Here is a 12,317-nt window from a genome sequence, read left to right on the forward strand (position 1 = left end):
CCTGCCGCTTCCCTAGAATGAGGACTCCTCCGACTTATGGATGTACGGTCGATGAGCCAAGTCTCGCCTTTTTTCGATAAAGAACTGTCCTGGTTGTCCTTCAACGAGCGGGTGCTGCAGGAAGCAGCCGACAAGACGGTCCCCATCATTGAACGGATCCGCTTCCTCGGGATCTTCTCCAATAACATGGACGAGTTCTTCCGGGTACGGGTGGCCGACGTGCGCCGCCGCGCCCAACAGCACGAGGAAGACGGCTCCGACCCTGAGGCCATGGAGCTGCTGGGCAAGATCCAGCAGAAAGTGATGAGCCTGCAGGCCCGCTTCGACGAGCTGCACCACGAATGCATGCTGGCCCTGGCCCGCTACCACATAGTGCTGGTCAATGAGCAGCAATTGAGCGACAGCCAGAAAGCCTGGGTGGACGACTACTTCCAGCAGAAGATACTGCGCCATGTGGCCCCCATCATCATCCGCAAGGGCGTGGATCTGGTGGTCAGCCTCAAGGACGACGCCACTTACCTGGTGGTGGAGATCAAAAAAGGCGATACCGTGCAATACGCCATGGTGGAGGTGCCGGCCAGCTCGGTGCCCCGCTTCGTCAAGGTGCCTGACGACAGGCCGCGCCAGCGCAAGACCCTGATCTTGCTCGACAATATCCTGCGCCTATGCCTCAACCAGATCTTCCGCGGCTTCTTCGATTTCGACAGCCTGGCGGCCTATTCGATGAAGATGACCCGGGACGCCGACTATGAGCTGGAAGAGGAGATCTCCCTGAGCCTGCTGGAACAGACCAGCCTGGGGCTAAAGCAACGCCTCACCGCAGAGCCGGTGCGGCTGGTCTATGACCGCGACATGCCCCAACCTATGCTGGACATGCTGGTCAAGGAACTGGGGATCTCCAACTTGGACGCCATGGTACCGGGCGGCCGCTACCACAATTTCAAGGACTTCATCGCCTTCCCCAACGTGGGCCGCAAGTACTTGGAAAACCCCAAGCTGCCCCCCATCACCAGCCGCGCTTTCCGCGACCACGACACCGTCTTCGACGCCATAGCTGCCGGCGACGTGCTGGTGCACTACCCCTACTACAAGTTCCGCCACTTCACCGAGTTCGTGCGCCAGGCCGCCTTCGATCCCAAGGTCAAGACCATCAAGATCAACTTCTACCGCCTGGCCAGGGACTCCCGGGTGGTGCAGTCGCTGATCGACGCCGTCCACAACGGCAAACAGGTGCTGGCCGTCATCGAACTGCGGGCCCGCTTCGACGAGGCGGCCAACATCGAGTGGGCCAGGAAGATGACCGAGGCCGGCATTAGGGTGGCCTTCGGTATCCCCAGCCTCAAGGTGCATTGCAAGCTGTGCGTGGTGACCCGCGAGGAAGAAGCGGGCCTCAAGCGCTACGCCCATATCGGCACCGGCAACTTCCACGAGAAGACCGCCAAGGTCTATACCGACTTCAGCCTCTTCACCACCCATGACGAACTGGCGGCAGAAGCGGACAACGTCTTCGACTTCATCATCAACTCCTACAAGCGTTTCAAGTTCAACCACCTGCTGGTCTCCCCCGTCAACGCCCGCCGCAAGCTGCTGGCCCTGGTGGACCAGGAGATAGACAACGCCAAGAAGGGCCTGCCGGCCGCCATCACCTTCAAGGTCAACAACCTGGTGGACAAAGAGCTGAACCAGCGCCTCTACCACGCCAGCCAGAACGGGGTGAAGGTCAGGCTGATCATCCGCGGCATGTGTTCCCTGCGCCCCGGGGTGCCGGGATTGTCGGAGAACATCCGCGCCATCAGCATAGTGGACCGCCTGCTGGAGCACCCCAGGGTGATGGTGTTCCATGCCGGCGGCCAGGATCTCGTCTATATCAGCTCCGCCGATCTCATGACCCGCAACCTGGATCTGAGGGTGGAGGTGGGCACCCCCATACTTGACCCGACGCTAAAGCGCCGTATTCTCGATATCCTGGCCTTGCATTTCAGCGACACCACCAAGGCCAGGATCCTCGACATGGATCAACAGAATAAATACGTCCGGCGCGGCAACAGGCGCAAGCTTCGCTCCCAGCTCGCCATCTACGACTACCTCTGCCAGCTGGAGCAAGGAGACAAGCTTGACGGATGATTTTGAAGCCCCCCTGGTCTGCGTCGACCTGGGCTCCAACTCCTTTCACCTGCTGAAGGCCTCTTACTGCAAAGGGGCCTTTCGCATCCTCACCAAGGTCAAGGAAAGGGTACGCCTTGCCGAGGGGCTGAGCGAAGACCATCAGTTGGACGAGGCCGCCATGGCCCGCGGCCTGGACTGCCTGGCCCGCTTCCGGGAGATCGTCGGCGACATCCCCAAGGAGCGGGTGCGCACAGTCGCTACCTACACCTTGCGCCGCGCCGCCAACGGCGACGCCTTCATCAAGGCCGCCCGCGCCGTCTATCCCTACCCAATAGAAGTCATCTCCGGTGCCGAAGAGGCCCGCCTCATCTATCAGGGGGTAGCCCAAACCCAGCCCGGCAGCGACAACCGCCTGGTGCTGGACATCGGCGGTGGCAGCACCGAGTTCATCATTGGCCGCGGCCTGGAGACGCGGCGCCTGGCCAGCCTGTCCATGGGCTGTGTCAGCTACCAGCAGCGCTTCTTCAAAGACGACAAGCTCACCGACGCCGGTTTTCACGCCGCCGAAACAGCCGCGGCCCAGGAACTGGAGACCATAGAGCAAAGCTACAGGGACGAAGGCTGGCAACAGGCCATCGGCTGTTCCGGCACCGTCAAGGCAGTGCTGGGCTGCATCCAGGCCCGCTGGCCGGAAGAGAGTGCCATCACCCTCAAGCGCCTCAAGGCGCTGCGCAAGCTCTGCATACAGGCGGGGGAAGTGAACAAGCTCAAGCTGCAGGCGGTGAACGACGAGCGCCGCCAGGTGTTCCCGGCGGGCCTGGCCATACTGACCGCAAGTTTCAAGGCCCTGGGGCTGGAACAGCTGGAGTTTTCGGACGCCGCCCTGCGCGAAGGCCTGATGTTCCAGATGGAACCAGGCCTTGGTCACCAGGATGCCAGGGAGCGCACCGCCGCCGCCCTGGCCGCCCAGTACCATGTGGACAGGGCCCAGGCGGTGCGGGTGCGCAATACCGCCTTGATGCTGTTCCGCCAACTGAGTGGCGACAGGGAGTTGGCCCTGCTGCTGGGCTGGGCCGCCGAGCTGCACGAGGTGGGGCTGCAGATCAATTTCCACGGGGTGCAGCGCCACTCGGCCTACATACTGGAGAACAGCGATCTGGTGGGCTTCAACCAGGAACAGCAACTGGTGCTGGCCTGCCTGGCCCGCTATTCCCGCAAGGGCCTCAAGCAGTTCGCCCTGCCCCGCCTCAACCTCTTCCAGGAAGAGGATGTGCAGCTGATGGTGCGGGTGCTGCGCCTGGCGGTGGTGCTGAACCGGCGCCGCCAGAGCCTGCGCCTGCCGGCGCTCAGGCTGAGCCGCCAGGAGGCCGAACTGCAGCTCAACATCCCGGCCCTGTGGCTGCTGCGCCAGGAGCTGATCGCCGCCGATCTCGCCCAGGAGGCCCAGCACCAGGCCCAGGCCAACTGGCCCTTGCAGCTGCTAGCCAGGGACGACTAGGCGGCAGCAGGGGCGTTGCGGGTGGACTCGAACCGGTTGAGGGTCTTGTCCAGCAGGTAGGAGACCATCATCAAAACCAGCAGGGCCACCGCCACCGAAGTGATCCGGTAGGCACCGCCATAGAGCATGTCCTTGTTGGGCAGCAGGTACTGGCCGAAGAGGATGCCGACGGTGGTCATGGCCCCGAAGCCGGCGCCGGAGCCGGCCCGCTCCATAAAGTGCAGCCGGGCTGTTACCAGCAGGCAGACGACGAGGGCCGCCAGCACCAGCAGGAAGTGGTTGATGAGGTCGTACATCAGCACCTGCATCCCCAGCGCCAGGGCGCAGCCCACCACCACGCCGTTCAACCTCTTCCAAGACGCCGTCATGGCCCCCTGGTAGGTCATGGGGAAGAGCACCAGCACAGTCGCCACCTGGGCCGACAGCGAGTCGCGCAGATCCAGCACCTGGAAGACGATGAAGGACAGGGTGCCGATACCGGCCCCCATCAGCATCCGATGGTTTATCTCGGCACCGGACAGGGCCTGGCGCGGCGGCAAGGCCACCGGCTCCGTCTCGGGAATGAGCCAGTACAGCAGGGCGGCGCTGATAACGGAGAGCAGCGACGCCAGGCTGACCGAGGTGATCATGTCGATGGGGGAAGTGTCCGGGTAGCTGGAGAAATGCAGCAGGGTGGACAATGTCACCAGGCCAATGGCGCCGAACACGAAGTAAGGGGTGCTGGCCATCAGCCGGAAGCGCCAGCAATAAAGGGCGAAGACCCCCAGGGTCATCGGCAGCGGATGGTGCTGGAACAGGGCGTAGAGCAGCCAGACCTCCACCAGGTTGACGGCGGCGGCCGCCAGCATCTGAAAAGCCACCAGGCGGTTGAACACCGGCACCAGCCCCAGCAGCAGCATGGGGTAGACGGTGAAGAAGAGGCCGTAGGGCCAGTTCATCAGCTTGGCGATGGTGAATCCGAGGGCGCTGCCGAGGGTGACCCTCAGCAGTCGCCGCAGTTCCTGGTGGCTCAGCTTAGTAGACATAATGCAGCAGGCTCACGACGCGCATCTGTTGCTTGCCCAGCCAGGCGATAAGGCCGTTGTGGCTGCCGGCCAGCATGACGGTGGCGCGGGAGCCTGAGACCAGGTCGCCAGGCAGGGGCTCTTCCAGGGACAGGTAGACCCGCACCCTCTGGGCATCGCGGACCCAGCGGTCGTTGTCTTCCGGCTTGGCCAACTGGCCGTTGGGGGACAGCTGACCCTGGGCCACGCCCTGGTCCCGGCTCTTGAGATCGGCCGGGAAAACCTGGCCCGGCAGGGCGTCGAACACCACCCAGGCCTTGGCGCCCTGCTGCACCCGGCTCAGGCTCTTCTCCCGAAAGTCCGCCGAGATCTGTTCCTTGCCGCTGACCACCAAAGTCATCAACGATTGCTTGGCCTGGGCCTGGATACCGGGCACCAGTTGCAGGTTGGAAATCACCCCAGATTCCGGTGCCAGCACCTGGGTGCGGGACAGGTTGAGCCTGGCCTGCTCCAACTGGTTCTGGGCCTGGCGGATCCGCAGGTTCTGATCGCCCTTGTCACCCAGCTGCACCTTGACCGCCTCGCGCTTCTGGCGGGCCGCCATCACCATGGCCTCGGCGGCCTGGACGGCAGTGTCGGCCTGGTCCAGCTGTTGCTGGCTGACCAGGTTATTGGCCTTGAGGGCCTGCAGGCGCTTGCGCTCCCGGACCTTCTCCTCGGCGTTGACCTGGGCCTGGCGCAGATCGGCTTCGCTCAGGGCCAACTGGGCGCTCAGGTTGTCGTTGGCCTGCTGGGCCACCTTGAGGGCCAGCTCGGCCTTTTCCACCGCCAACTGGTAGTCGCGGGGATCGATGCGGAACAGCAGGTCCCCTGCCTTGACGGCCTGGTTGTTGCTCACCGCCACCTGCACCACCTCGCCGGGCACCTGGGGGGCTATGGCCAGCACGGGGCGCTGCACCATGGCGTGGGGGGTCATGGGGATGGCCACGTCTGCGACCAGCACGTAGGCCAGGATCACCAGGAAGGCCACCAGGGAGCGGCGCATCCAACGGTTGAAGACATGATCGGCTGTCATTTCGACTCCTCCGACAACAGGGCCTGGGCGTTGCTGATCACCTGCTCAAGCACATCGTGTAAGACCTGGCGCCGCTCGGGGCTGATCCCCTGGAGCAGCAGTTCCCGCCCCTCCTTGGCCACCGCCTCCATTTCCTTGATGAGCTTGCGGCCCTCGGGGCTGAACCAGAGGGTCCGGCAACGGGCATCGGATTCGCTGGCGCGGCGTTCGATGAGACCGGCCTCTTCCAGTTGGCTGAGGGTGCGGACCATGGAGGGTTGTTCTACCCCCACGTTGGCCGCCAACGCACTCTGGGTACAGCCCTCCCCTATCCGGTCCAGCACCAGCAAGGCGACCCAACGGGTCTGGGTCAGGCCCAGCTTCGCCATGTACTTGTCGACGACGTGGCGCCAGCTCAGGCCGGCCCTGTTCATCAACCAACCCAGATTGCTTTCCATGGGGCACCTCATTTACTTAGCTTGCTAAGTATAATAGCGCATGGTTAGCAGGCTAAGCAAATAGCAAAAAAAGACCGGGCAGGGCCCGGTCGTCAAAGGGAGTGGTGTTGATGTTGGAAACTAGTCGAGGCCCAGACTGGCCAGCTCGCGCTTGGCCACCATGGCTGGCAGCGGCACATAGCCGTCCTTTTCCACCACCTGCTGGCCTGCCTTGGACAGCACCATCTTGATGAATTCGGCCTGCATGGGGTCCAGGGGCTTGTTGGGCTGCTTGTTGACGTAGATATAGAGGAAGCGGGACAGCGGATAGGCGCCGGTCACGGCGCTGCTCGGGGTAGCGTCGATATAGGTCTTGCCGCCGTCCTTGGACAGGGGCACCGTCTTGACCCCTGAGGTCTTGTAGCCGATACCGGAATAGCCGATGGCGTTCAGGGAGGTGCTCACCGACTGCACCACGGACGCCGAGCCCGGCTGTTCGTTGACGCTGTTCTTGAAGTCACCCTTGCACAGGGCCTCTTCCTTGAAATAGCCGTAGGTGCCGGACACAGAGTTGCGGCCGTAGAGCTGGATGTCCTTGGCCGCCCAGTCGCCGGTCAGGCCCAGCTGGCCCCAGGTCTCGATGGGCTTGAGCCCACACTTGAGGGTAGCGGAGAAGACGGCGTCCACCTGGGCCAGGGTCATGCCCTTGATGGGGTTGTCCTTGTGCACGTAGACAGCCAGGGCGTCGATGGCGACCCGCACCATGGTGGGCTTGTAGCCGTAGCGCTTCTCGAAGGCCTCAATCTCGCCTGACTTCATCTTGCGGCTCATGGGCCCGAACTGGGCCGTGCCCTCGGTCAGGGCAGGCGGCGCCGTGGAAGAGCCGGCGGCCTGGATCTGGATGTTGACGTTGGGATACTGGCGTTTGAATTCCTCGGCCCAGAAGGTCATCAGGTTGGCCAGGGTATCCGAGCCCACAGACGAGAGGTTGCCGGCGATGCCGGTGGTCTTGTGGTAGTCAGGCAGGCCCTTGTCGATGGTCGCCAGGACCGGCAACGCCAGGCTACAGGCGGCGAGGCCGAACGCACCAAGCCAAACTTTCAACTTCATTGCATCGCTCCTCGTTGGTGCCGGCCCTGGGGGGAATGGCGCGCAGTATCTGACAGGGTGGTGACAGCGACATTACTCATTGATGACACTTTTATTTCTCACCACCAGATCCTTGGGGATCACGAAGGAGAAAGTGCTGCCCTTGCCCAGGGTGGACTCGATGTCGAGCCGGGAGCGGTGGCGGCTCAGCACATGCTTGACGATGGACAGCCCCAGCCCCGAACCGCCGGTGTTGCGGCTGCGGGCCTTGTCCACCCGGTAGAAGCGCTCTGTGATGCGCAGCACGTGCTCGGGGGCTATGCCGTCGCCGGTGTCGGTGACACTGAAGCGGGCCCGGCCGTCCGGCAAGGCCTGCCAGCGCACGTCTATCTGGCCACCAGCCGGGGTGTAGTGGATGGCGTTGGCCACCAGGTTGCTGAAGGCCGACATCATCTGCTCGCCGTCGCCGCGCATGGACAGCTCGTCCACGTGGAAGCGGATCTGGTGCTGCTTATGGCTGTTCAGGGCCTGGCTGTCGGCTTCCAGCTTGGTCATCAACGCCGGCACCGGCACCACCTTGAGGTTGTCCACTTCGCTCTTGGCTTCCAGGCGCGACAAGGCCAGCAGCTGCTCGACCAGGCTGTACATGCGGCTGACCTGGTCGGTCATCATCTTGTGGGGCTTGCCCCAGGGGCCCTGCTCCAGGCGGGGATCTTCGCCGATCATCTCCAGGTAGCCGCGCAGCACCGTCAGCGGCGTGCGCAGCTCGTGGGAGACGTTGGCCACGAAGTCGCGGCGCATCTGCTCCAGCTGCTGCAGCCGGGTGACGTCCCGCGCCACCAGCAATGTCTCGTTGGCGGTGTAGGGGATCACCCGCAGCTCTATGCTGGCCATGGACTGCACCGGCGAGGGGATGATCAAAGGTTCCTGGTATTGCTCGCGCTTGATGTAGGAAATGAACTCGGGGCGGCGCAGCAGGTTGTCCACCCTCTGGCCGTTATCTTCAGGCCAACGGATACCGAGGATGTTGGTGGCCAGCTTGTTGCACCAGACGATCTCCCGCTCTTCGTTCATCACCACCACGGCGTCGGGCAGGGCTTCGGTGCCCTCGCGGAAGCGCTTGAGCAGGCGGCCCAGCTCCTTGCGGCGCTTGAGGTTCTTACGCTGCAGGAAGTAGATGCCGTCGAAGGCGTGTTGCCAGGCCCCGGAGCCCCGGGGCGGCGTGAACTGGCGACCGTCCCAGAGCCAACGGCTCAAAAGGTGCAGCTGCCAATAGTGCCAGAGCACCAGGCCCAGGGCACCCAGCAACAAAACCAGCAAGGGGGCGCCGAGCAAAAGCCCCACGCCCCCCAGTACCAAGCCATAGGCCAGAAGAGTCCAGCCCAGGCGCCACCAGGAAAAGTTGTGCATCAATCAGACCCGGCTGGAAAAGCGGTAGCCGGCGCCGCGTACCGTTTGTACGAGGCGGTCGTGACCATGGCCTTCCAGGGCCTTGCGCAGGCGACGGATATGAACGTCGACGGTGCGGTCTTCCACATAGACGTTGGTGCCCCAGACGTTGTCCAGCAGCTGTTCACGGCTGTAGACCCGCTCGGGGTGGGTCATGAAGAAGTGCAGCAGCTTGAACTCGGTGGGTCCCATGTCCAGGGAGTCCTCGAAAGCGGTGACCCTGTGGGAGACCGGATCCAGGCGCAGTCCCTGTACCTCGATGATGTCATCGACGTTGGTGGGGGAAGCGCGGCGCATCACCGCCTTGATGCGGGCCATCAGCTCCTTGGGAGAGAACGGCTTGGTGATGTAGTCGTCGGCCCCCACTTCCAGGCCGCGGACCTTGTCCTCTTCCTCACCGCGGGCGGTGATCATGATGATGGGGATCTGGCGGGTGTATTCGCTCTGCTTCATGGTCTTGGCCAATTGCAGACCTGAGCCTCCGGGCAGCATCCAGTCCAGCAGTACCAGATCGGGGAAAGGTTCCTGCAGCTTGGCCTGGGCAGAGGCAATGTCCTCCGCTTCGACCGGCTGGTAACCGTTCTGGTCCAGGATGAAGGCCAACATCTCCCTGATGGGGGCTTCGTCCTCAACGATCAATACGCGTCTTGCCATGGGCTTTACTCTGTTCATTGCAACCGGCTGACATTATTGTGATCCATTGTGACATTTTTATGACTCAATGGCACAAAAAGCCGCCAATTGTTTATTTAAGTTTTTGATATCAAAGAAAAAGGGAGCCGAAGCTCCCTTTCTCGTCAAGCTGGGTTCTTAGAACTTGTGCTCAAGACCCAGGCCCAGGTAGTTGGCGTCGTGCTTGCCTTCCATACCGGAGAAGGTGCTGTAGAAGCCGAAGACCTTGGTAGCGTCGCCCAGTTTGTAGTCAACGCCGGCAGACCAGGTGCTCTTGTAGTTGGAGCCGCCGATCTTGTACAGGTCGGAATCCTGGTACTGGAGCTTCAGGGTAGTAGCGCCAACCTTGTAGGCACCGCTGACCATGAAGCCGGAGTAGGTGTCTTTACCCATGGTGACGTCTTTCTTCTTGCCGTGCTGGTACATGCCGCCCAGTACGAAGTCACCCATCTTGCCCTGAACGGTGGCGCGGGTGTTGTCGTAGCCTTTGACGTCGTTGTCATAGGCAACGGAGGCGAAGAAAGGCGCTTTCTTCAGCTTGGCATCACCGTACATGGCAGCCAGGGACACACCGCTCTTGTATTTAAGAGCCTTGCCGTTGGCATCAACCTTGTCTACGCGCTGGGCGCTGTTGGACTCGGAGATGTAGGACAGGCCGGCAGAGAAGAGGCCGAAGGAAGGCGTCATATAGGTGATGGAATCACCCAGGCGGTTTTCGCCGGTGAACAGGTGCTTGATATCGCCGTCCAGGTCGTTGAACTGGTCAACGTTGCCTTGGGACTGCTTCAGCAGGGTGTCGTTACGGCCCAGCAGGGCGGTACCGAAGCTGCCTTTGAGGCCCACGAACTGGTTACGGGCGCTGAAGTTGTTGGTGGAACCTTTGGAGGCGGACTCGTCGGTGGCGTTCACTTCCCACTCAACCTGGTAAACGGCTTCCAGGCCGTCGGTCAGCCCAACAGCACCTTTCACGCCCAGGCGGGAAGCGTTGCTGACCAGGTCGTTCCTGGAGCCACCGTCAGCAGGACCTTTGTCGATGCTTTCAACGGAGACGTTCAGTTTGCCATAGACGGTGGCGGTGTCGGCGGCAGCAGCAGTGCCGGCAAAACCCATCATCAGAGCAGCAGCGAGAGCAGACTTTGCAAATGTCATTTTTATTACCCCGGAAATTAAGTGCTTATGGATTCACACAAAGGCCTTGCGGCGAACGTGGCGCATCTTGGCAAAGCTTTATGACATTTTTATTGCCTGCTCCAACATTCCTTCATAAAAAACGCAAACGTTTTCTCATAAGCTTGATGGAGTTCATAAAAAAGTAATGGAGATCAGCATGTTGCGCTATAGCTGCTAGCGAAGGAAAAGATCCACTCAGATTGCAAGGGCCTGCTGCCAGAGCCGGCACTGCGCCTCGTCGAAGCCCACCAGCCAGACCTGCTTGGACAAATGGCACTCCTCAAACGCCTGGCGAAGGGCAGCCACAGCCACCTTGGACGCCTGATCTGCCGGATAGCCGTAAACGCCGCAACTGATGGCAGGAAAGGCCAGGCTCACTATGCCTTCGGCATCCGCCAGCAACAGGCTCTGGCGGTAACAGCTGGCCAGCGCCTCTGCCTCCCCCTGGCCGCCACCGTGCCAGACAGGCCCCACCGTATGGATGACGTATTGGCTGGGCAGGCCAAATCCCGGGCTCAGCTTGGCCTGGCCCGTCTCGCAACCGCCGAGGCCGGCGCAATAGAGCTTGAGTTCGGGCCCCGCCGCCCTGTGGATGGCACCGTCCACGCCCCCTCCTCCCAAGAGGCTGGGATTGGCGGCATTGACGATGGCGTCCAAGGGTAAGGTGGTGATATCCCCCTGCCAGACACGCAGATCCAAGGTGATGTTGCTGCTTTTCATTTATTCTGATCCGACCAGTTGGGACTGAAAGCGTTTTCGCCATTTTTGTTAGCTGAAATTATTTTCCGCCCTGGCTAAGCTGACTTTTCCAGTTGCATAGACTGGCATTTTGTAAGTAATTTTCATACATCCACACAAGAGGGAACCATGGCCAACCAACTTTCCCAGCTGGGCGCCTTCACTACCATCGTAGCGGATACCGGTGAGATCGATGCCATCCGCCGCTACCGCCCCCAGGACGCGACCACCAACCCGTCGCTGATCCTCAAGGCCGCCACGCTGGAGCAATACCAGGGCCTGGTAGATGACGCCCTTGCCTACGCCCGCCAAAATGGCGGCAGCCAAGAGGCGCAGCTGGACAACGCCATGGACAAGCTGGCCGTCAACTTCGGCCTGGCCATACTGGACCTGATCCCAGGCCGCATCTCCACCGAAGTGGACGCCCGCCTGTCTTTCGATACCCAAGCCACCATCGCCAAGGCCCACAAACTGATCGGCCTCTACAAGGAAGCGGGTATCGAAAAAGATCGCATCCTGATCAAAATCGCCGCCACCTGGGAAGGGATCCGCGCCGCCGAGGTGCTGGAGCGCGAAGGCATCAACTGCAACCTGACCCTGCTGTTCTCCTTCGCCCAGGCCCGCGCCTGTGCCGAAGCCGGCGTCTACCTGATCTCCCCCTTTGTAGGGCGCATCCTCGACTGGTATAAAGCCAGCACCGGCAAGGACTACAGCCCGGCCGAAGATCCCGGCGTCCAGTCCGTGACCCGGATCTACGACTATTTCAAGGCCCACGGCTACGGCACTGTGGTGATGGGCGCCTCCTTCCGCAACGTCGGGGAGATCCTGGAGCTGGCCGGTTGCGACCGCCTCACCATAGGCCCTTCCCTGCTGGCGGAACTGGAAGCGATGGAAGGTACCGTCAAGGCCAAACTGGGGCCGGCCCAGGAACTCAAGGCCAGGCCTGAGCCCCTGAACGAGGCCCAGTATCGTTGGCAGCACAACCAGGACCCCATGGCCGTGGAGAAACTGGCCGAGGGGATCCGCAAGTTCGCCGAGGACCAGGAAAAACTGGCCGCCATGTTGGCGGAAAAACTCTAAGCACCGGGGGCCTAGGCCCC

The 12,317-nt window shown here is 62.0% G+C and carries 11 protein-coding genes; 3 read left to right on the forward strand and 8 right to left on the reverse strand.

Features of this window, described 5'->3' with window-relative positions; all coding sequences use genetic code 11:
* Positions 1-51 precede the first annotated feature (51 nt).
* Together ppk1 and ppx are read left to right on the forward strand one after the other, a co-directional pair.
* Positions 52-2,124, forward strand: coding sequence for a polyphosphate kinase 1 (gene ppk1 / locus PVT67_RS13650; RefSeq protein ID WP_301494398.1), 2,073 nt, complete (start codon positions 52-54; stop codon positions 2,122-2,124).
* Positions 2,114-3,604, forward strand: coding sequence for an exopolyphosphatase (gene ppx / locus PVT67_RS13655; RefSeq protein WP_301494400.1), 1,491 nt, complete (start codon positions 2,114-2,116; stop codon positions 3,602-3,604). The genes ppk1 and ppx overlap by 11 nt, the downstream gene beginning before the upstream one ends.
* On the opposite strand, the gene PVT67_RS13660 is transcribed toward ppx, so the two are convergent.
* The 8 genes from PVT67_RS13660 to PVT67_RS13695 form a co-directional block, all read right to left on the reverse strand.
* The gene (locus tag PVT67_RS13660; RefSeq protein WP_301494402.1) at positions 3,601-4,629 is read right to left on the reverse strand and encodes a DUF2955 domain-containing protein; all 1,029 of its coding nucleotides are present in this window, start codon (positions 4,627-4,629) and stop codon (positions 3,601-3,603) included. The genes ppx and PVT67_RS13660 overlap by 4 nt on opposite strands.
* On the reverse strand, positions 4,619-5,683 hold the full coding sequence (locus tag PVT67_RS13665) for an HlyD family secretion protein (RefSeq protein ID WP_301494404.1): 1,065 nt from the start codon (positions 5,681-5,683) through the stop codon (positions 4,619-4,621). The genes PVT67_RS13660 and PVT67_RS13665 overlap by 11 nt, the downstream gene beginning before the upstream one ends.
* The gene (locus PVT67_RS13670; protein ID WP_301494406.1) at positions 5,680-6,120 is read right to left on the reverse strand and encodes a MarR family transcriptional regulator; all 441 of its coding nucleotides are present in this window, start codon (positions 6,118-6,120) and stop codon (positions 5,680-5,682) included. Before PVT67_RS13670 ends, PVT67_RS13665 begins: the two co-directional genes overlap by 4 nt.
* A gap of 120 nt (positions 6,121-6,240) precedes the next feature.
* Positions 6,241-7,209: a PstS family phosphate ABC transporter substrate-binding protein gene (locus PVT67_RS13675; protein ID WP_301494408.1), complete on the reverse strand. Its 969-nt coding sequence runs from the start codon at positions 7,207-7,209 to the stop codon at positions 6,241-6,243.
* Between the two features lie 72 nt (positions 7,210-7,281).
* Entirely contained in the window at positions 7,282-8,601 is a 1,320-nt protein-coding gene (gene phoR, locus PVT67_RS13680; RefSeq protein WP_419181016.1) for a phosphate regulon sensor histidine kinase PhoR, read from the reverse strand.
* Entirely contained in the window at positions 8,602-9,291 is a 690-nt protein-coding gene (phoB, locus tag PVT67_RS13685) for a phosphate regulon transcriptional regulator PhoB (RefSeq protein ID WP_301494412.1), read from the reverse strand.
* A gap of 156 nt (positions 9,292-9,447) precedes the next feature.
* On the reverse strand, positions 9,448-10,458 hold the full coding sequence (locus PVT67_RS13690; RefSeq protein WP_336407754.1) for a porin: 1,011 nt from the start codon (positions 10,456-10,458) through the stop codon (positions 9,448-9,450).
* Between the two features lie 216 nt (positions 10,459-10,674).
* The gene (locus tag PVT67_RS13695) at positions 10,675-11,184 is read right to left on the reverse strand and encodes an O-acetyl-ADP-ribose deacetylase (RefSeq protein ID WP_336407852.1); all 510 of its coding nucleotides are present in this window, start codon (positions 11,182-11,184) and stop codon (positions 10,675-10,677) included.
* A gap of 162 nt (positions 11,185-11,346) precedes the next feature.
* Between PVT67_RS13695 and tal the strand changes: the two genes are divergently transcribed.
* Positions 11,347-12,297 (forward strand): transaldolase, encoded by a 951-nt coding sequence (tal, locus tag PVT67_RS13700; protein ID WP_301494417.1) that lies wholly within the window; start codon positions 11,347-11,349, stop codon positions 12,295-12,297.
* The last annotated feature ends 20 nt before the right edge of the window (positions 12,298-12,317 follow it).

This window comes from Gallaecimonas kandeliae, from assembly GCF_030450055.1.
GTDB lineage: Bacteria > Pseudomonadota > Gammaproteobacteria > Enterobacterales > Gallaecimonadaceae > Gallaecimonas > Gallaecimonas kandeliae.

Bases quoted from the DNA above. Each gene is read 5' to 3' on its own strand.
- ppk1 (WP_301494398.1), top strand. From the start codon at position 52: ATGAGCCAAGTCTCGCCTTTTTTCGATAAAGAACTGTCCTGGTTGTCC.
- PVT67_RS13660 (WP_301494402.1), bottom strand. From the start codon at position 4,629: ATGTCTACTAAGCTGAGCCACCAGGAACTGCGGCGACTGCTGAGGGTC.
- PVT67_RS13665 (WP_301494404.1), bottom strand. From the start codon at position 5,683: ATGACAGCCGATCATGTCTTCAACCGTTGGATGCGCCGCTCCCTGGTG.
- PVT67_RS13670 (WP_301494406.1), bottom strand. From the start codon at position 6,120: ATGGAAAGCAATCTGGGTTGGTTGATGAACAGGGCCGGCCTGAGCTGG.
- PVT67_RS13675 (WP_301494408.1), bottom strand. From the start codon at position 7,209: ATGAAGTTGAAAGTTTGGCTTGGTGCGTTCGGCCTCGCCGCCTGTAGC.
- phoB (WP_301494412.1), bottom strand. From the start codon at position 9,291: ATGGCAAGACGCGTATTGATCGTTGAGGACGAAGCCCCCATCAGGGAG.
- PVT67_RS13690 (WP_336407754.1), bottom strand. From the start codon at position 10,458: ATGACATTTGCAAAGTCTGCTCTCGCTGCTGCTCTGATGATGGGTTTT.
- tal (WP_301494417.1), top strand. From the start codon at position 11,347: ATGGCCAACCAACTTTCCCAGCTGGGCGCCTTCACTACCATCGTAGCG.